General features: G+C 53.9%; 21 protein-coding genes. 5 read left to right on the top strand and 16 right to left on the bottom strand.

What is annotated here, in order from left to right:
- The first annotated feature begins 2 nt into the window (after positions 1 to 2).
- Positions 3 to 1,289: an isochorismate synthase gene (locus PHN51_05885; GenBank protein MDD2818311.1), complete on the top strand. Its 1,287-nt coding sequence runs from the start codon at positions 3 to 5 to the stop codon at positions 1,287 to 1,289.
- Here PHN51_05885 and menD read toward each other — a convergent pair.
- The 3 genes from menD to menB are packed head-to-tail and all read right to left on the bottom strand — an operon-like array spanning position 1,286 to position 5,024.
- The gene (gene menD, locus PHN51_05880) at positions 1,286 to 3,076 is read right to left on the bottom strand and encodes a 2-succinyl-5-enolpyruvyl-6-hydroxy-3-cyclohexene-1-carboxylic-acid synthase (protein MDD2818310.1); all 1,791 of its coding nucleotides are present in this window, start codon (positions 3,074 to 3,076) and stop codon (positions 1,286 to 1,288) included. The two genes, PHN51_05885 and menD, sit on opposite strands and share 4 nt — an antisense overlap.
- The gene (locus tag PHN51_05875; protein MDD2818309.1) at positions 3,073 to 4,095 is read right to left on the bottom strand and encodes an o-succinylbenzoate synthase; all 1,023 of its coding nucleotides are present in this window, start codon (positions 4,093 to 4,095) and stop codon (positions 3,073 to 3,075) included. Before PHN51_05875 ends, menD begins: the two co-directional genes overlap by 4 nt.
- Complete coding sequence (gene menB, locus PHN51_05870; protein MDD2818308.1) at positions 4,092 to 5,024, bottom strand: 1,4-dihydroxy-2-naphthoyl-CoA synthase; 933 nt, start codon at positions 5,022 to 5,024, stop codon at positions 4,092 to 4,094. Before menB ends, PHN51_05875 begins: the two co-directional genes overlap by 4 nt.
- A gap of 33 nt (positions 5,025 to 5,057) precedes the next feature.
- Between menB and PHN51_05865 the strand changes: the two genes are divergently transcribed.
- The 3 genes from PHN51_05865 (at position 5,058) to PHN51_05855 (ending at position 7,791) form a co-directional block, all read left to right on the top strand.
- Positions 5,058 to 6,278, top strand: coding sequence for an AMP-binding protein (locus PHN51_05865; protein ID MDD2818307.1), 1,221 nt, complete (start codon positions 5,058 to 5,060; stop codon positions 6,276 to 6,278).
- The gene (locus tag PHN51_05860; protein ID MDD2818306.1) at positions 6,266 to 7,141 is read left to right on the top strand and encodes a 1,4-dihydroxy-2-naphthoate polyprenyltransferase; all 876 of its coding nucleotides are present in this window, start codon (positions 6,266 to 6,268) and stop codon (positions 7,139 to 7,141) included. The genes PHN51_05865 and PHN51_05860 overlap by 13 nt, the downstream gene beginning before the upstream one ends.
- A gap of 356 nt (positions 7,142 to 7,497) precedes the next feature.
- On the top strand, positions 7,498 to 7,791 hold the full coding sequence (locus PHN51_05855; GenBank protein ID MDD2818305.1) for a PLD nuclease N-terminal domain-containing protein: 294 nt from the start codon (positions 7,498 to 7,500) through the stop codon (positions 7,789 to 7,791).
- 9 nt (positions 7,792 to 7,800) lie between these two features.
- Here PHN51_05855 and ccsB read toward each other — a convergent pair whose 3' ends face one another.
- The 8 genes from ccsB to PHN51_05815 all read right to left on the bottom strand — a co-directional run bounded on the left by ccsB (position 7,801) and on the right by PHN51_05815 (position 15,183).
- Positions 7,801 to 8,751 (bottom strand): c-type cytochrome biogenesis protein CcsB, encoded by a 951-nt coding sequence (gene ccsB / locus PHN51_05850; protein MDD2818304.1) that lies wholly within the window; start codon positions 8,749 to 8,751, stop codon positions 7,801 to 7,803.
- Positions 8,748 to 10,307 carry a cytochrome c biogenesis protein ResB gene (locus PHN51_05845; protein MDD2818303.1) on the bottom strand — a complete coding sequence of 520 codons (1,560 nt, stop codon included), beginning with the start codon at positions 10,305 to 10,307 and terminating at the stop codon, positions 8,748 to 8,750. The genes ccsB and PHN51_05845 overlap by 4 nt, the downstream gene beginning before the upstream one ends.
- The gene (locus tag PHN51_05840) at positions 10,304 to 11,047 is read right to left on the bottom strand and encodes a cytochrome c biogenesis protein CcdA (protein MDD2818302.1); all 744 of its coding nucleotides are present in this window, start codon (positions 11,045 to 11,047) and stop codon (positions 10,304 to 10,306) included. The genes PHN51_05845 and PHN51_05840 overlap by 4 nt, the downstream gene beginning before the upstream one ends.
- A complete protein-coding gene (locus tag PHN51_05835; GenBank protein ID MDD2818301.1) occupies positions 11,044 to 11,643 on the bottom strand; it encodes a TlpA disulfide reductase family protein in 600 nt (199 codons plus the stop codon). Before PHN51_05835 ends, PHN51_05840 begins: the two co-directional genes overlap by 4 nt.
- A gap of 17 nt (positions 11,644 to 11,660) precedes the next feature.
- On the bottom strand, positions 11,661 to 12,308 hold the full coding sequence (locus PHN51_05830; protein MDD2818300.1) for a histidine phosphatase family protein: 648 nt from the start codon (positions 12,306 to 12,308) through the stop codon (positions 11,661 to 11,663).
- 6 nt (positions 12,309 to 12,314) lie between these two features.
- Entirely contained in the window at positions 12,315 to 14,072 is a 1,758-nt protein-coding gene (locus PHN51_05825) for a bifunctional uroporphyrinogen-III C-methyltransferase/uroporphyrinogen-III synthase (GenBank protein ID MDD2818299.1), read from the bottom strand.
- A complete protein-coding gene (locus PHN51_05820; protein ID MDD2818298.1) occupies positions 14,069 to 14,785 on the bottom strand; it encodes a redox-sensing transcriptional repressor Rex in 717 nt (238 codons plus the stop codon). The genes PHN51_05825 and PHN51_05820 overlap by 4 nt, the downstream gene beginning before the upstream one ends.
- Positions 14,786 to 14,934: 149 nt before the next feature.
- Complete coding sequence (locus PHN51_05815; GenBank protein ID MDD2818297.1) at positions 14,935 to 15,183, bottom strand: glutaredoxin family protein; 249 nt, start codon at positions 15,181 to 15,183, stop codon at positions 14,935 to 14,937.
- A 23-nt stretch (positions 15,184 to 15,206) separates the two neighbouring features.
- Between PHN51_05815 and PHN51_05810 the strand changes: the two genes are divergently transcribed.
- On the top strand, positions 15,207 to 16,067 hold the full coding sequence (locus PHN51_05810; GenBank protein MDD2818296.1) for an HAD-IB family hydrolase: 861 nt from the start codon (positions 15,207 to 15,209) through the stop codon (positions 16,065 to 16,067).
- Between the two features lie 4 nt (positions 16,068 to 16,071).
- Here PHN51_05810 and PHN51_05805 read toward each other — a convergent pair whose 3' ends face one another.
- From PHN51_05805 to proC, 5 genes are all read right to left on the bottom strand, one after another.
- Positions 16,072 to 16,998, bottom strand: coding sequence for a lysophospholipid acyltransferase family protein (locus PHN51_05805; protein MDD2818295.1), 927 nt, complete (start codon positions 16,996 to 16,998; stop codon positions 16,072 to 16,074).
- A 16-nt stretch (positions 16,999 to 17,014) separates the two neighbouring features.
- On the bottom strand, positions 17,015 to 17,113 hold the full coding sequence (locus tag PHN51_05800) for an AURKAIP1/COX24 domain-containing protein (GenBank protein MDD2818294.1): 99 nt from the start codon (positions 17,111 to 17,113) through the stop codon (positions 17,015 to 17,017).
- Between the two features lie 112 nt (positions 17,114 to 17,225).
- Positions 17,226 to 17,432, bottom strand: a complete 207-nt coding sequence (locus PHN51_05795) for a helix-turn-helix domain-containing protein (protein ID MDD2818293.1) — start codon at positions 17,430 to 17,432, stop codon at positions 17,226 to 17,228.
- Positions 17,433 to 17,555: 123 nt separating this feature from the next.
- Positions 17,556 to 18,752, bottom strand: a complete 1,197-nt coding sequence (locus PHN51_05790; GenBank protein MDD2818292.1) for an acetoin utilization protein AcuC — start codon at positions 18,750 to 18,752, stop codon at positions 17,556 to 17,558.
- Entirely contained in the window at positions 18,749 to 19,543 is a 795-nt protein-coding gene (gene proC, locus PHN51_05785; GenBank protein MDD2818291.1) for a pyrroline-5-carboxylate reductase, read from the bottom strand. Before proC ends, PHN51_05790 begins: the two co-directional genes overlap by 4 nt.
- Between the last annotated feature and the right edge of the window lie 10 nt (positions 19,544 to 19,553).

The raw sequence follows: 19,553 nt of genomic DNA, 5'->3' as shown, positions 1-19,553 counted from the left end.
ATGTGCCTGACCCAAGTATTGAGCTCGCCAAACAAGCCGGGCGCAACATCGTGCGCATCGGTGCGCCCATTCAGGTTCGCACTCGCCACCTTGATGATCCAGGCAACTTGCTAGCCCTCCTTCCTTCCGGTGACGCAGTCAGTTGGGTGCGCAATGGCGAGGGCATGGTTGGCTGGGGAATCGCTGCCAGCCTTGAAGTCAGCGGTGCTGAACGTTTTAGTCGCGCACAGCGCTGGTGGTCCAATTTCTGCGCTCAAGCCGCAATTGACGACACTGTGTCCATCCCCGGCACTGGTCCAGTTGCATTTGCCTCATTTGCTTTCGATCCAGAACCAGGCCGATCAATCATCATCGTGCCGCGCGTTCTCATTGGGCGCAAGAACGGACAATCGTGGATCACCACAATTGGAACCGACGGCGATCCACGCCATGAATTGCGCGCAGTCAGCATTCCTAAGGCTCCGGTCAATGTGCAATGGACTGATGGCAGTCAAACTTCAACGAACTGGAAGCTTGCCGTTGAAGAGGCAATCACCCGCATCAACCACAACGAGCTCGATAAAGTTGTGCTTGCACGCGACATCATTGGCCAAGTTGAAGGAAGCATTGATGCGCGAAGCGTATTGAGCGCATTAGCAACTTCGTATCCATCGTGCTGGACGTTCAATGTTTCCGGACTCATAGGTGCAACACCTGAACTGTTGGTGCGTCGAACTGGTGATCTCGTTACCAGCCGAGTTCTTGCAGGAACCGTGCGTAGCCAAGGCGACGCGAAAGTGGATGCAAACATGGCGCAGGCGCTGCTTGCATCCGAAAAAGATCTTGCTGAACATGAATATGCCGTGCGTTCGGTCGCACGCTCCCTTGCTGCGCACTGCACGGACCTCGATGTTCCTGATCAACCACATGTGTTGCAACTTGCCAATGTGCAACATCTTGCAACCGATGTGACTGGTCGCCTCGCTGACGATGTACCAGTGCTTGCTCTTGCTGCGCTCTTGCATCCAACAGCTGCGGTCTGCGGAACGCCGACGGAGCGCGCACTTGCCACTATTCGCGAACTCGAAGGCATGGATCGAGGGCGTTATGCAGGGCCAGTTGGTTGGATTGATGCTCACGGTGATGGTGAATTTGGCATCGCCTTGCGATGTGCAGAAATTAACCAAGACGCTGGAACAATCAGAGCCTTTGCCGGGTGCGGGATTGTCGCTGGATCAGATTCCACCCAAGAGCTAGCGGAATCAAATGCCAAACTCGTACCGATTCGCGAAGCACTCACACAGAACTAAGCAGTTGCGAGAGCTTGCTCGATTGCATCATTGACTGTTTTCAACGCGTCGGCTTCATTTTCACGCGAACATGTTCGCGCAACAATTACCTCAACCCCACCAGCCGCTATTGATCTTGTCAGCGCCACATTGAGCTCTTCCACACTCGTCACAACAATGCATGGGATACCCAAAGCTTGCACAGTCGCCGCAATATCAGCATCAAGAGGCGTGCCAAATACTCGATCAAACGAGCTAGCAAATTTCGGTGCACCTTGTTCAAGCTGCGAGAAGATTCCGCCGCCGTTGTTGTCGCTAATGACGTAGACAAGATTTGGTTGCGCCTCAACTGAAGGAACTCGCAAGCCATTGATGTCGTACAAGAATGTTAAATCGCCAAGTAATGCAATGCATGAGGCTTGACTGTCACGCTGCGCCGCAACTGCAGCACCCCATGCAGTTGAAACACAACCATCAATGCCTGAAGTGCCACGATTACCTAACGTCACTGCACTGCCAGATGCATTTGCAGCGAAATTGTAAACATGGCGTACCGGCCATGAAGGCCCAACAAAGAACACACCATCTTCAGGAACCGCTTGCCCACAAGCACGAGCGACATGCATTCCGGTGAGACTTGCAATCTCGCCAGCGAGCACAGTTTCAATCGCAACAGCGGCGAGAAGATCAGCACGCTGCCACGACTCCAGCCAATCGCTGCCAATCTCACCCTCACTTGGTGGCAGCGGACACGAAGCCACAACAACGTCGGCTGTACGCGCGGAGTCATTCCATTGAGGTTGCGCATCCACAGCAATATGGAATTTTGCACGAGCAATATGACCTTGCACTGCACGACTCAGCCCAATGCGACCAAGCGTGATCACAACATCTGGAACATGCGCATCAGCAAACTCACCATTGGCGAGAATCAACGCACCGTGCGCGAGCGTGGTGTCACATGCAGCGACGTTGCCGCTTGGTTCACCGATGATCGGCCAACCAAGGGCGTCACCCAACTCATCAACGAGATCAGTCACTTCACCATCAGCTTGATCACCCACAACAATCAAGCCTCGCTCTGGAATTGTTGCGTCATCAAGCAACATTTCAAAGACTTCATCAATAGGCACACTCATGCCGCCAAGCAGGCGTGCATCGGCTACCCAAGGGCGGCCATCTGGTCGACCGGCAAATGGACCACTCTGCATCACTTCAAGTTGTTCTTCAGGAGTCAACTCATCTGTTGGCACGAGCGGTTCAGCAAATTGCACATTGAGATGTACTGGGCCTGCACGCATGACATCAGTAGTCGCAGCAACTGCACGGGCCACCGTTGATCGCCACACCCGATTCTGGGCAACTTGATCGTCGTCGTTATGCGCCGAGGCTGGTGCGGCAAGATCAATCGCATCGCGCACACTGCCACCAAAAATTCCAACCTGATTGATGGTTTGATTCGCGCCAATCCCTCGAAGTGCGCTAGGTCGATCGGCAGTCAACGCCAACAGGGGAACATTTGAGTAGTCCGCCTCAATGATTGCCGGCAACAGGTTGGCAACTGAAGTGCCGGAAGTAGTGACAACAACAGCAGGTACTCCACTTAGCTTGCCAAGACCCAACGCTAAGAAGCCAGCGGATCGCTCATCAACTCGCACGTGCAGCGTTAATTCACCGCGGCTTTCAGCGGCAGCAAGCGCAATCGCCAAGCCAGCAGACCTCGAACCGGGCGCGAGTACTACATCAGTGATGCCACATCGAAGAAGTTCATCAACAATGACTCGCGCTAACGCTGTACTTGGGTTCACATTCCCACCTTTTCATGCCATGGGGCGACCGCTTCGGAGTGCCATGCCTGCTCAAGACGCTTAAGCCAGAACTGTGCCTGATCTTCAGTTATCCGAGCACGGGCGGCCGCCAACGAATGAGCATCCGGCGCCAAACGCTGCACTTTCATGTTTCCGCCGCGAGACACCAACGGTGCGGCAATCAGATCCTGAGCAATCAATTTCCCAGTACCCAAACCGCAAGCACGATCAATATCCAGGGCTCCCGCTAACGCAAGGGATGTACATAAACCGATTGACGATTCCATGCCATTACTGACCACGATCGGCATATTGAGCAGTTCAGCGATTTCTACGCCACGATGAACTCCGCCCACAGGTGCAGGTTTGATGATCGCGACATCGGCAAGTTCCCGTAATTCTTTCAAAGCCCGCGCATCGAGATTCTTATCTTTGCGAATGGATTCATCGACAGCTATCGGTACATCAATGGCACTGCGCACTTCACGCAATTCATCATTGTGTTCAACTGGTTGCTCTACATATTCAAGCGAGTAGGCAGATAGGCACTGGATTGCGTCAATTGCTTGCGTAACGCTCCAACAAGCATTTGCATCAATGCGGATCTGGCCAACGCCCAGGCCAAGCACTTCATCCAGGGTTTGACGCACGGCCGCAACTCGCGCCTCATCGCTGGCAAGATCGCCCGTCACCTTTACTTTGATTGTTGAACAGCCATCAGTGCCCACGACATCACGAACAAGCTGAGCAGCGACTTCACCTGTAACTCCGGGAATGATTGCGTTGACTGCAATGAATTCACGCTTGCTCGTTGGCCAATCACCAAAAGCAGCTTCTAAAGCGGTGGCCAGCCAACGGCCGGCGTATTCATTTCCGTAATCCTCAAATGGAGCGAATTCTCCCCATCCAGATGGACCGTGAATCACGACACCTTCGCGCGACGTCACACCACGAAATTCGCGATGCAACGTGATCGCAAACGGTGTGACGCCTTGGAGAAGCGCGCCGGGTAACGTCACGGACGCTTAGGGAACTTCGAGAAGTCAGGAGTGCGCTTTTCCTTGTAAGCATCGCGACCCTCTTGGGCTTCTTCGCTCATGTAGAACAACAAGGTGGCGTCGCCCGCGAGCTGCTGAATTCCTGCAAGGCCATCGTCAGCTGCGTTATGTGATGCCTTCAACATACGCAAAGCCAAAGGCGACAACTGCAACATCTCGCGTGCAATATCAACGGTTGCAACTTCAAGGTCCTTCAGTGGTACGACTTCGTTGACCAAGCCCCAGTCATAGGCCTGCTCTGCGCCGTATTGACGGCACAGGTACCAAATTTCGCGGGCACGCTTTTGACCAATGATGCGAGCCAGCAGACCCGAGCCATATCCACCGTCGAATGAACCAACCCGTGGGCCTGTTTGACCAAAGCGCGCATTCTCAGCAGCAACAGTCATGTCGCACACCACGTGCAGCACATGTCCGCCACCCATCGAATAACCAGCCACCATGGCAATTACTGGCTTTGGAATACGACGAATCAAAATCTGAAGATCCAACACATTCAGACGACCAACGCCAGCTTGAGCAACAGCATCATCGCCGATATACCCATCGTCGCCACGAATGATCTGATCGCCACCTGAACAAAAGGCGAGGTCTCCTTGGCCACACAAGATGATGACGCCAACGCGACCGTCATCTCGGGCACGAGAAAACGCGTCGATCAACTCGATGATGGTTTGTGGACGGAAGGCATTTCGTTTTTCCGGACGGTTAATCGTGATCTTCGCGATGCCAGCAGCATCTCCCGTGGAGATTTCATATTTGATATCTCCAAACTCACCTTGTGATTCCCACACGCACGCAGGAAGGGCTGATGAGTACCCCGGATCTGACTTTGCCGGTGAATCAGCAGCAACAACGGGAGGCAAGGTGTAACGCGTACGGGTATCCATGAGTGAAACGCTATCGCGACTACGCTTGCAGTGATGCCTGCCCGACCCCTCCTCCACCTCTCGGTCCCCCCGGGCGCTGAGGGCGTGAGCGTGCTCACTGAGGCACTACGCACTGCCTTAGACGGCACAGGCCCAGCTATCGCTCCCATTCCAACGGTTACCCCAGCTACTTCACCTCAGTACGTCAGCCAACTCGTGACCGCGACAAGACCTGACGATGAATCGATCCCTCTGGAATCTGATGAGATCGCCGTCGTGCTGGCCACGTCAGGATCCACGCAGCATCCCAAGGGCGTCCTTCATAGTGCTGCGACCTTGCACGCTCTTTCGAAGGCAATCCAGGGCGATGCGAATCCTCAATGGATTGCAGCACTGCCAATTACGTCAATGGGTGGTTTCAATGTGGTGCTGCGAGCTGCCGAAACTGATCTGCCAGCGTTGGGACTTTCGAGTTTGGGTGGGCTCAATCCATTCACCTCAGAAGAATTCTCTGCAACTGTTCGCATTGCTTTGCAGCACTCGCCCGATGTTCGTGTCTCGTTGGTTGCGGCCCAAGTTCGACGGTTGTTGAGCGAAGCTGAAGGCACAGAAGCCTTGCGATCCTGCGCTCAGATTCTTGTTGGTGGCGGGCCACTCCCCGCTTCCACGGCTCAAGCAGCCCGAGCAGCAGGTGTCAGCCTCACCACTACATACGGCGCAACAGAAACTGCCGGCGGGTGTGTCTATAACTCACAACCTCTGCCGGGCGTTGGCATCAGTATTGATCCGCTCAATAGCGAAATCGTGTTGACTGGCGACATGGTTGCGTTGGGATACCGAAACCAACCAGAACAGACGGCTGAACGATTCTTTGGTCGAAGTTATCGAACTGGCGATTTAGGTTCTTACGAGAACATGCTCGTGATTGACGGACGCAGCGATGATGTGATCACGATTAATGGCATCAATGTTTCGCTTAATGCTGTTGAAGAAGTGATCAATAACTTCGCAGGTGTGCAACTTGCAGCCGTAGTCGCTCAACCATCTAACGATGGTGAATTTGAACTCTACGCAGCGATCACTCTTGAGGATTCATTAGTCGATCAATCTGAACTTGCGCAAATTTTGCGCACTTCACTTCACACTGCACTCGGAAAAGCAGCTGTGCCTCGCAATTTTGCTTTTGTTGATTCGCTACCAACACTTCCCAATAACAAGATCGATCGACGAGCAGTCACTCAACTCACACATGACGGAGCAATATGGCAACGCTGAGCCAATGGGTTGGTGGCTCACGCCCTCGAACCCTTCCTTCTGCAATTGCACCTGTTGCTATCGGAGCTGGCCTTGCTGCTCGCCTCGATAGTTTCATGCTCAGCCGAGTGGCGCTTGCGCTCATCGTGGCACTCGCCCTCCAGGTCGGTGTGAATTTCTCAAACGACTACAGCGACGGCATCAAGGGCACTGATGAGGTGCGAGTCGGTCCAGTGCGACTCGTCGGCCAGAAACTCGCAGAGCCAAAGCAGGTCAAACTCGCAGCATTCCTTTGCTATTTCGTCGCGATGGTTGCTGGCCTTGGTCTAGTGCTCATGACATCACAGTGGTGGCTCATTCTGGTTGGCGTTGCTTGCATCGCGGCAGCATGGTTCTACACAGGTGGCCAGCGCCCATATGGGTACATAGGTTTAGGTGAAGTTTTTGTTTTCATCTTTTTTGGTCTCGTACCCGTCATCGGCACCGTGTACGTCCAAACCCTCAAGGTGAACGCAGCTGATGTCGCTGCGGCATGTGCAATTGGCTTACTGATCTGCACTCTTTTAGTGGTGAACAACTTGCGCGATATTCCAACGGATACTCAAGCTGGAAAACACACGTTGGCGGTGAGACTTGGAGATCGCGGAACACGAATTCTCTATGTCGTCTTTGTCGCACTTGCCTTTGCACTCACGGTTGAGCTTGCAGCACTCACCACTTGGTGGCTACTACTTGGCTTACTCAGTTTTGTTTTCGCTATCCAACCCGTGCGGATTGTTATCAGTGGCGCTGTCGGTCCCGCGTTGATCATTCCCCTCAAGCAAAGTGGCTTGTTGATCTTGATCTACGGCCTGACTTGCGGCGCTTTGCTGGCCTGGACCTGATTGTGCTGCGCGAATTTCCTCCTGCCAGGCATCTTCTGCAGCCGCTGAGTTTGCAATTTTTTGATTGATTCCACCAAAGAACGCACCAACACCTTCACTCATCACATCACGTTGACGATCGAGCATGATGATGCTTATGGCGCTTGAGATCAGCAGGCTCAATACGACTGCAAGTAGGCCCTTCACCGGTGTGAGGAACTGAAGCAGCGCCCAGATGACCAACCAGAGCAGTAAGCGTGCTGCGGTGTACATCACTGCTGTGAGCCACCGATTAGGTGCTTTTGACATGAGCCCACCGTATGCGACACGGTGCGAACGATTCAATTTGGGAGTTAAGGTGTGGCAAGGAGGAAGTCGTGATCAGAGTGTTGGGCATCGTCATCGCGGTGGCGTTCTATATCTGGTTCCTGATTGATGTCTCGCAAACACCAAAAAGCAACGTGCGCAATCTACCCAAGGTGGTTTGGCTGCTCATCGTGTTCGCACTTCCGCTTCTTGGCGGAATCATTTGGTTGCTCACTGGGCGCCCACGATCAAGTCGCCGTCGCAAATCAACGGCAGCGCCAGATGATGACCCTAAATTCCTCGCGAAACTCGCTGAAGACGAATGGCGCCGCAAAATGCGTGAGCGCCGTGGCGAAACGAGCTAACGAAGTCGATTAACTACCGACGCCCCCATACGAATGCAGACTGTTTGCCAAGAAGTTCACACCGAAGTAATTCATCAAGAATGCGATCCAACCGGCTATCGCAATGATCGATGCCTTATTGCCGCGCCATCCTGCGGTTGAACGGGCATGAAGGTAAGCGGCGTATACGACCCAAGTAATGAAGGCCCAGGTTTCTTTTGGATCCCAGCCCCAGTAACGACCCCAAGCATTTTCTGCCCAAATTGCTCCAGCAACAACAGTGAACGTCCACAAAGGAAAGGCGAAAGCCAGCGTTTTGTTGGTAAGTGCGCGTAAACGTTCGGCATCAGGAATACGCGAAGACAATGCGCCTTCGACATTGCCACGCTTCTCAGCACGGTCGCGCACGAGTGACAAACCAGCAGTCGCCGCAGCCATCGTGAAGGCGCCGGCGCAAATTATCGCAGCGAACACGTGGATGACCAACCAATAAGACTTCAGCGCAGGAACAAGTTGAGCTGCTTCCGTGTACAGAACTGTGACCGCGACACCCAAGGTCAGCAACACAGGAATAACAACAAACAATCCAAGCCAGCGTAGATCTACACGCGTGTTTGCGATCAGGTAGACGCCTAACACGCTTAGGGCTGCAGTAATGGAGAACTCGTACATGTTGCCCCAAGGCGCACGGCCTGCCCACACTCCGCGAAGCACAACACCAGTCAGCAACAGTGCAAAAGCAAGCCAACTCAGCGAAACGCCAATATTTGCGGCACGTCTCCCAGGTTCTGCAACAGGAAGTTCAGTCTTGGTGATGACTGCTGTTCCGCCAGCACTCATCTCAGTAGTCACGATGACATTGGCGGGCTTGCGACGACCGCCTGCGAAGGAGGCAGCAAACGCAAACATGGCAAAAGCCACAGCCAGCATCGACGAATAAATTGCGACATTGCTCATACGCGCGAGCGACTCAGGACTCAATGTTCCTCCTCCGGGTTACCCCGTACAACATCAGCTGCAATCAGTGCTTGTTCAACAACATCGAGGTCTTCTGCAAGCGCACCGATGTCTTCATCTTCAAAGGTCGACGTCCGCATGATTCCAGCGATTTGGATAACGGTAACCCCATCACGGGTCATGACCTTCACCCAGACCCGTCGCCTACGAATGAAAAGTGACAGAGATAACCCGAGAATGGCAATAGCCACGAACAGGAGTGCAATTTCTTTACCCGGATCAGAAGCAATTTGGAAAGAAGCCCACCGCTTAAAGCCTACGAACGTGACCGTTCCGGATCCATCAGGAAGCTTCCAGCTTTCGCCAACCTTGAGTTGCTCTAGGCCAATTCTGGACATCTTGTCCGTCACGAGCCGGTAGACGCTTTGTGTCTTTCCCGTATCTAAGCCCAGATCGCCCTTCCAAGCAGACATGAACAACGCTGGATCATCAGGGCCCGGGAAGGTTGAGTGCGGTCCCCGAATTTGATCCAGGGCCGCCGTAGGCAAAAAGAGCGCTTGCAAACCTAATTGAGGCGTTGAATCCGGGATCTTCACCACACCAGTGGAGGTAAACATTCCGTCCTGTGGCAGGAATGGCACAGCGTCTTTGAATATTTCGTTTCCATTTTTATCCGTGACTTTCACGATCGGCGCGTAGCCATGTCCGACCAAGAAGACTTTTGCCCCACCAATCACGAGCGGCTCATTAACTTCGATAAGCGCATGCTGGCGAGGAGCAGCTGGATCTGTCTTGTACGAAACATCCGCTTCAAAGGCTCGTGGCGCACCACGCTGCGCAACTCCGCGCTCGAAGTCCACGGTGAATTTATCTAGGGTGAACGAAAATGGGGGAAGGTCTTGCGCATTGGTGTATCGCCCGCCTCCCCATGCGTCGTACTGCGTCAAGGTGTTAGAAAAACTTGACCCTTCACGAACTATCACGTTGCCTTTCCAACCAAACAATCCGCCTATCGCAATCGCAGCGAGCACGAAGAGCAATGCAACGTGGAATACCAGGTTTCCTGTTTCACGCAAGTAGCCCTTTTCAGCCGCAACCCACTCAGGCGACGATGCTGGACCGCTGACTACGCGCCATTTATGTTTGCGTAACGCCTTGGACGCAATGTGCAACACCTCGCTCGCTGACGCATCTGTGGCCAGCGTTCGCGTGCCAGCCAATCGATCAAGTACACGAGGAGCCGCGGGAGGCGCACTGCGCATTGCGCGGAAGTGCACGCCTACACGCGGAACGACACAGCCGATAAGCGAAATGAAGAGCAATAAGTAGATCGCCGAAAACCAAGGCGACGAGTAAACCTCGAAGAATCCAAGACGATCAAGAGTTGGACCCCATGTCGGATTATTCGCGATGTAATCGCGAACTTTGATTGGATCTACACCACGTTGCGGGTAAATGGAACCGGGAACACTGGCAAGTGCAAGCAAAAACAACAATACGAGCGCGGTTTTCATACTCGTCAATTGACGCCAAGTCCATCGCAAGAACCCGGTATTACTCAGTGGTGGCAATTGACTCATAGCGCTGTCTCAAATCCAGGAAGCGTGACTCGCAACCAAATCGTGAAATCACTCCACCAACCAGTGACAAGCAATACACCAACGATCACCAACATTGCTCCTCCGATGCGCATGACAAGCTCATAGTGATTGCGCACCCAACTCAGCGCACGCCCCATGCGAGTGAAGAGCAAACCGAGTAACACGAATGGCAAACCAAGGCCCAAGCAATAGACCAATGAAAGCACTGCGCCACGCAATGCACTTGCTTCCGTAAATGCCAGACTTTGGACCGCTGCCAGAGTTGGACCGATACACGGAGACCAGCCCAATCCAAACAACAGACCAAGCAGTGGCGCGCCCGCAACTCCCCATGTTGGCAAGCGATGCATCCGCCATTCACGCTGGAGCCCTGGTATCAATCCCATGAAGGCCAGTCCCATGATGATGACAAGTACTCCGAGCACACGATCGATAGTGACTTGGTATTCCAACAAAGTCGCACCGATTGATCCAAACAACACTCCGTAAGAAACAAAGACGACACTGAATCCAGCAACAAAGAGCACACTGCCAAGAAACACTCGCCCGCGGTTGCCTTTTACGTCTGCAAGTTCAGCGCCAGTTAAACCCGTGATGTACGACAAGTACCCAGGAGCTAGAGGTAAAACGCAAGGAGAAAGGAAAGCGAGTACGCCGGCTGCAAATGCCAGCGGTAATGCAAACAGCAACGTACCTTGCGAAATGACATCACTAATCATGACGAACTTCGTTGCACATCATCGATAACGCTTCGTAACGTAGCCTCAGTGGCTGTTCCTAAGATTCGAGCCGCGACTCGTCCGTTCGCATCAACAATGACCGTTGATGGAATCGCTTGCGCGGGCAAGGTTTTCCTGAACAGCAATTGAACTTGACCGTCGGTATCAATCGCCTGCGGATAGGTAATCCCGTAGTTGCGAACAAAACCTTCAGCAGATGTTTGCGAATCGCGGGTGTTGAGTCCAACAAAAACAACCTTGCGTTTATCTGATTGCTTCCAAACCGCTTCTAGATCCGGAGCTTCTTTGCGACAAGGAGCACACCATGACGCCCAGACATTCATTGCTACAACCTTGCCACGTTGCGCACTCAGCGTGAACTTTCCGCCATCCAGGGTTGGCAAGGTGAAATCAGGGGCTGCAACGCGCTGACCTACTGGAATTACCTCGATAGAACCATCACCTGCGACGAAGTTGGTCTCACTGCCAGAAGTTGAACCAGGTTGAGAACTACTGCAACCAGCAATCGGCATTGCAACCAATGCAAACAGCGCGACGCCAATGCTTAAACGAACTCGTGTATGACGCATAAGCATTTCAGCGCGACCCTGGGTCAGGCGCCCGCCACCTTGCTTGCCTTATCCAATAAATCACGTGATGGTTCGGTATAGGTAATCGCCGCAAGTTCATCATCGCGATACGTCAGCGAAGTGATGGATGCAAGCGAGCATTGCCGACTACGCGGGTCGTGCCACAACCGGCGTGACTCTGCCGCGAGTCGCGCAATCCAGATTGGCAACTGATGACTGACGAGGACCACTTCGCCGCCGCGGAATTGATCACGAGCAGCATGCACTGCCTGAGTCATGCGTGCCGCAACTTCGTCATACGGCTCGCCCCATGAAGGTTTAAATGGGTTGTAAAGATGCTTCCACGTGCGGGGTTGCTTAAGAACACCATCGCCGACGCTGACCCGCTGGCCTTCAAAAATATTGTCAGCTTCGATCAAACGGGCATCAGTACCGATTTCTAATCCATGCGCACCAGCAACTGGCACAGCTGTTTGTTGCGCCCGCTCCATTGGCGACGAGATCACTCCGGTGATGTCGTGTCCGCGAAGCGCATTGCCCGCACGCTGCGCCATTTCGTGGCCGAGATCTGATAACACGTAGCCAGGAAGTCGGCCGTACAGCACGCCTTCGGGGTTGTGCACTTCTCCATGGCGAAGCAAGTGAACAACGGTGCGCTTTGGTGTAGCCATTGTGAATTACGCCTTACGTCGAGCTGGTGTACGACGACGACTTGGACGCCAGCTACCTTCACCGGCTTCCAGAGCAGCCAAGCGAAGCTCTTCGCCATGAGCGGCGAGAGCTTCAACGAGGCCGATAAGCGTGCTGGTATCAGCTTGAACGTCTACACGTAGACCATGTTCTTGCGCAGTCTTTGTGGTCTGAGGACCGATCGCAGCAACAACAGTGGTGTGATGTGGCTTTCCTGCAATACCAACCAAGTTACGCACGGTGCTGCTTGAAGTAAACAACACTGCATCGAATCCACCCGTCTTGATGGCTTCGCGCGTAGGCGCCGGAGGTGGTGCTGCACGAACTGTGCGGAAGGCCGTGATGTCTTCAACTTCCCAACCGAGTTCGGTGAGGCCTGCGACCAACGATTCAGTTGCGATATCGGCGCGAGGCAAGAAAATGCGATTGATTGGATCAATCAGTGAGTCGTACCCTGGCCATTCATCAAGGAGTGCAGCCGTGGTCTGCTCGCCTTCTGGGACCAGATCAGGGCGCACCCCAAACTCAATCAATGCTGCAACAGTGGCATCACCGACGGCGGCAACCTTGAGGCCAGCAAACGAGCGTGCGTCCAAACCGTATGAAGCAAGTTTTTCGCGGATCGCGCGTACAGCGTTGACCGAAGTAAAGCCAATCCACTCGTAGCGACCAGAAACCAAGCCGTGCACTGCGCGATCGATCTGCTGCGGGGTGCGAGGTGGCTCAACAGAAATCGTTGGAACTTCCATAGGAACAGCTCCGTGACGACGCAGCAGCGCAACAATTGAATCTGAAGGCTCTTGGGTGCGCGGAATGAGTACTCGCCAGCCAAACAGTGGTTTAGCTTCAAACCAGTCAGCCTTTTCGCGCTGCGACACAACTTCGCCAACAACAACAACGCCAGGACCTGTCTGCTTTGTGCGCTTAGCGATTGCACCAATGTCGCTCAAGGTTCCCGCGAGTGTGCGCTGATCCACCGTGGTGCCTTGACGCGTTACCGCGATCGGGGTTTTTCCATCAGCACCCGCGGCCATCAAATTCGCTGCAATTTCAGTGCACAGATCTGCGCCATTGAGGAACACCGTGGTGATGCCAGGGGACGCGAGGTCAGCCCACTGCAACTCAGGGTCGGTTCCGTCGACAACGCGAACCTGGCGGACTTTGCCGCCGGTCAAACTAAAGCCGGCGTATGCAGGGATACCCGTGACGTCACTGACGCCAGGAGCAATTTCAAAAGGAATCTTTGACTTACGAAGTGATGCGGCTTCTGCGACCAGCGTGCCGTCAATGATTGGGTCACCAGCAATGAGGTGAACGACATTTCTGCCATCCTTTGCTGCATCGACCATGGCCTTGCCGTGATCTCCAGCTACTACAAATTCTGCGTCTGCTTTCGCATGTAAACGCGCAATTGGCTCAGTGATTTCATCGGCGATCACCATGTCAGCATCGCGAATCAGCGCAACTGCGCGCAGCGTCAACAGATCAGGGTCGCCAGGACCTGCAGCAACGAGTGCCACAGTGCCAATAGCCGTTGTTTTCTTACGTGCTTTTGCGGGAATCACAGCAGCGATAACTGGTGTTTCTTCAGTTGGTGCTGCTGTTGCGGTTGCTGCACGAGTCACTTGGTGCTCTCCTGCGGTAGTGGCGGAATTGGACGTCTTTTTCGGGGCGGCCTCAGGTTGGGGAGGCACCACCTGTTTTGGCACCTTTGATGTTGCGGTGCTCACTGTTGTCGCAGTCATGCGTTCATCACCTTCGCAAGATGAGTGGAGTCATCGACTCTTCGTTGTTCATGGAAGGCCAAGATTTGTAGTTCAACAGCAAGGTCGACCTTGCGAATTTCTACGTCTTCAGGAACGACCAGAACTGCGGGAGCAAAATTCAAAATGCTTTTCACTCCGGCGTCAACGAGTCGATCGCAAACCTTTTGGGCGGCTTCGGCCGGCGTAGCAATGACGCCAATGCTTGCTCCACTGTCACGCACCAATGATTCAAGCTCCGCCATCGGAGCAACAACCAGATCAACACCAGTTGCTGCCACTCTCTTTCCCACAACATCTGGATGGGAATCAAGTAAGCCAACGATTTCAAAACCTCGTGATGCAAAACCGCGATAAGACACCAATGCCTGACCCAGATTGCCAACACCAACAATGACGACACCCCAGGGCTGTGACAACCCGAGTTCGCGGCTGATGTGATAGCTCAATAGGGCTACGTCGTACCCAACGCCGCGGGTGCCGTACGAACCCAGGTGCGAAAGGTCTTTGCGAAGTTTCGCTGGACTGACACCGCAACTTTGTGCCAAGTGATCAGAAGAAATTGTCTGCACACCCTCTTCGGCGAATGATCGAAGAACTCGGTGGTAGACCGGCAGCCGGGCCACTGTTGCATCGGGAATCCCACGACCATCGTCGCGCGTGCGACTAGGGCTCAGTTGGCGGGACAAGGACACGGTGCTCCAGGGTTGGATCACTAGGCGCTGGTATCGGGAGACACCGCGGGAAGACCTAGTGAAAGCGGCTTTAATGGTGCAGGCCACTGCCCTAAGGGTAAGGACTTGTGCCTTCGTGCACAAAGTTCATCGGACACTTGCGTCCGATATTAGGACAATGCCCCTCGTAAACGCTCAGGATTGATCCGCCAAAATTCCAAAACTCGGTCATCTACCAGTACAACTGGGATCCGCTCCCAATACTCGTCATACAACTGCGGGTCATCCAGGATTGAGTGTTCATCAAACCCGATATTCAACTCCGAACACACCAACTGGACTACCGCACGCGCGTCTTCACACAGGTGGCAATCGGGTTTACCAATGAGTTGAACGCGACTTGCCGGTAGGTCACTCACACAACGCAGACTACGCTCGAACAATGGCTGATGCAGTAGACCGTGCCCGCGTTGCGGGCTTTGCCTCCGCAGCTGCAGCCCAGCTACCGAGTGAATATGACGCAAAATGCGCAGCGGCATTCTTTGATGTCGACAACACGATCATGCGCGGTTCAAGTTTGTTCCATGTAGCTATCGGGATGGCTCGGCGCAGTTTCTTCACTCCTCGAGAGATCGCCGCTTTCGGGATGGCGCAAGCACGATTCATTTTGCGCGGAACCGAGAATCCAGATGACATGGCACTTGCTACTGAATCTGCACTCGCATTCGTCAAGGGCCGCAGGGTTGATGAAATCGTCGCGTTTGGTCAAGAGATCTTCGATGAATCAATGGTCGACAAACTCGTTCCAGGAACATTGGCACTTGCCCAAGAACATCTTGATGCCGGTCGACAAGTGTGGCTGGTTACCGCGACTCCAATTGAACTCGCGCAAGTGATTGCGAGGCGACTTGGGCTCACAGGCGCCCTTGGCACAGTTTCTGAAGTCGAAGACGGCCGCTATACAGGGCACCTTGTCGGCGCACCATTGCACGGACTGGCTAAGGCAGAAGCTGTAACCGCTCTAGCAGAACGAGAAGGCCTTGACCTAGGTGAGTGTTGGGCGTATTCGGATTCCACAAATGACATTCCAATGCTCAGCGCCGTCGGCAATCCTGTGTGCGTAAATCCAGATCCAATATTGCGCGCATACGCAGAAACACACATGTGGCCAATTGAGGATTTTCGAGCCCGCGCTCATCTTCGCAAGGTTGCCTCCCCTGCAGCGATTGCAGCAGCTGGCGGCTTGGCCGCAGGTTTAGCAGTTGGTTTGCTTGCGGGCCGCGGTCGCAAATCACACGGCTAAGGAATTACTCAAACACATGAGTGCGATGCATCAATCTCGCAATTAACATCGCTTGAATTTTATCTCGAACGATGTCTGTTAACTCGAAAACCACTGCAGGATCATTTGCAGCTTCAGCACCGTAATGCGCTGTTGGAATCGGTTCACCAAATTCAATGGTCCACTTACTCGGTAACGGAATCATTCCCAACGGACCAAACCACGGGAATGTCGGCGTGATGGGGAAATATGGAAGGTCAAATAACTTCGCTAACCCCTTCGCGTCGCCAATGATTGGATAGATCTCTTCTGAACCTACAACCGCCGTAGGAATGATCGGCGCTCCAGTGCGCAATGCGACTGCAACAAACCCTCCACGGCCAAATCGTTGAAGCTGGTAGCGCTTATGAAATGGCTTCCCAACGCCTTTGAAACCTTCTGGCCACACGCCAACAAGTTCACCTTCACCAAGAAGGGCTTCTGCATTCTTAACATTTGCCGGCACATGCCCGGCTTTACGAGCCGCATCGCCAATGAGTGGAAGATTGAACACTAGGTCTGCCGCCAACATACGCAAGAAACGGTGTTGGGGATGTTCATCATGAATGGCGACTTGGGTCATCACTGAATCAACCGCAATGGCTCCTGCGTGATTAGAAACAATTAATCCGGAACCTGCTGCGGGAATGTTTTCAATACCGACAGTGCTGACGCGAAACCAAGCGCGATACAGGGGCCGAACAATCGGCAGGAGCACATTGGCGGTGAATTCCGGATCGAAGCCGGATGCCCCACTCGAACCGGAAGCCGTCAATGTCGACTGCAGCGCTCCGAAGAGTTCCTGCAGCACATCGACGGCTTCACGGCCGGGTACTTGCGAAGATTGAGTTAAGCGTGGGGCTTGTGGTCCAGTGTTTCCAGCAGCACGAGCTGCCTGCGATGGAGTGACCACAGCCAAGAAGTATTCGCTACTTCTTGTTACGACGCTGAACGCGGGTACGGCGCAGTAGCTTCTTATGCTTCTTCTTCGCCATCCGCTTGCGACGCTTCTTGATCACTGAGCCCATTGATACAAACCTCACGTTTATTGCTGACAGGTGAAATTCACCCGTGCTTTGGAGCATTGAGCCTATCGCGGCTCAACCTTTGCCAAGCGGCTGGCTTGGTCGACAGGTGGAACTAGGCGATTTCTACGTAAGAATCGCGCAAGTAGTCATGCACTGCTTGCTCAGGGACGCGAAATGAACGACCGACGCGCACGGCTGGGAGCTCACCATGGTGAACCAAGCGGTACACGGTCATCTTCGACACACGCATGAGCGAAGCCACCTCAGCCACCGTTAGAAAACGGACCTCGCTGAGCGACCGGTCAGTGCTAGTCGACATCTCACACCAAACTTCCTGTTTGCTCATCGCACCAGCACTCTGGTGACCAACGACTTGCAATGCGAAACGGCAATCTAGTCGTCTTACGCCCCAAAGCAAAGTGGAAGGTGAAAACCCAGACGATTAGAACCAGTCTGATGGCTCGATCAGCAATCCCCAAGAGGGAAATACAGCCCTTCGGGTGGCCATAACTGCTTGGTCAAGGTGGTCGTCAGGATCAAATCCGCTATCGAAGGGGCGAGCCCACGGGGTTTGCCCATCACTCATCGTTAATGGACTTGTCTGATGAACGTTCTCCTGGACAAAGGTGAGGTAATCGGCCGGAATCACGGTTTCCGGGGCTACTGGATGACCGATGAGTTCACCCACAAGATGAGCCCAAGCCCGCGGGACCACCTCTACCCAGGCGTAACCACCGCCGCCCACTGCCAGCCACTTGCCGCCTGCGTATTTATGCGCCCAACGATGGACCAACTCATACGACATCCGCTGGCCATCAAGACTCATCATCAGGTGAGCAAGCGGATCAGCTCGATGCGCATCGGCCCCATGTTGGGAAACCATGATTTGAGGCGAAAATTCTTCAAGAACATTCGGCACAATCGCATTGAATGCGCGCAGCCAGCCCTGGTCTCCAGTGCCTGCCGGCAGCGCCACATTGATCGCAGTGCCAGGTGCGTTTGGACCGCCACTTTCCGTGGGATATCCGCTGCCTGGAAACAACGTTTTCGGACTCTCATGCAGTGAAATGGTGACAACCCGGGGGTCATCCCAAAATATGGCTTGAACACCGTCGCCGTGATGTACGTCGAGATCCAGATAGGCAATGCGCTCATAGCCTTGATCGAGTAGCCATTGAATTGCCACCCCAATGTCGTTGTACACACAAAAACCCTCTGCTGCACTTGGCATCGCATGATGCAAGCCACCAGCCAAACTCACGACGTGTTCGAAACCATCGTGATGTATTGCTTTGGCGCCTGCCAGGGTTGCGCCACACACTCGCGCACTCTCTTGGTGCATGTTCGGGAATACAGGCACGTCTGCAGTACCCAAACCATGTAGCGCATCAACTGTTGCCGCATCTTGCGAGGCCTTAACAACTGCATCGATGTAATCGACTGTATGTACGCGTTCCAACTCCTCGCGCGTTGCTGATACAACAGGCGTGAGTAGTTCAACATTTTCGTGCGTAAGGAGCTCAAGATCAGCAGTGAGCTTCATCGCTAACTGCACGCGAATAGGTGCAAGTGGGTGACCTGGGCCAAAGTCATACCCCGTAAGTGCGTCGTCCCACACCACACCTACGCGCTCACTCATGACTTCGACAACTCCACGCTTCGATCGCGCGCTGCAACCATGCCGGCCACAATCGACTCACGAACATTGAGTTCGTCAAAGGCTGCGATCGCCGCTGCAGTTGTGCCGTTTGGTGACGTCACTTTCGCCCGCAGTGATTCGGGTGATTCATCTGATGCTGCAAGGAGTTCCGCGGACCCAAGAATGGTTTGCACAACAGCCGTGCGCGCATCCTGCGCGCTCAAACCCGCAAGTTCAGCTCCGCGGATCATCGCTTCGGCCAGATAGAACACATACGCAGGCCCGCTTCCCGAGGTTGCGGTAATCGCATCCTGCAACGACTCAGGTACTTGCAGCACGGTGCCCACTGCACTTAATAGCATTTCGGCTTTCGCGAGCTGTTCATCAGCACATGACGCACCGGCACTCACACCAATTACTCCGCGCTGAATTTGGGCGGGCGTATTTGGCATCGCGCGAACTACAGCTGATTGAGGAACCAGCGCTTCGATTGTTTGGGTTGTGATCCCGGCTGCAATTGAAATGATGACAACGCCCTGTGGCACTGAAGAGGAGATCTCAGTTAAGGCTGCACGCATGTCTTGTGGCTTAACGACCGCGATCACCACATCTGCGGTTGCAACTGCTTCTGGGGCTTGCGCAACGTCGATGCCGTAGATACGAACGAGCTCTGCAGCTCTCTCCGGGCGCTTTTCCACCACAACAATTTCTGGAACCGGTTGAAGTTCAAGTAGCCCAGCAATCAGGGCCTCGCCCATCACTCCGCCACCAAGTACAGCAATGCGCGTCATGACAGCACCC

The organism is Candidatus Nanopelagicales bacterium, assembly GCA_028687755.1.
In the GTDB taxonomy this organism is placed as follows: Bacteria; Actinomycetota; Actinomycetes; order S36-B12; family S36-B12; genus UBA11398.
Note: the sequence above shows the minus strand (reverse complement) of the source record. Positions and strands in the feature narration are given on the sequence as shown.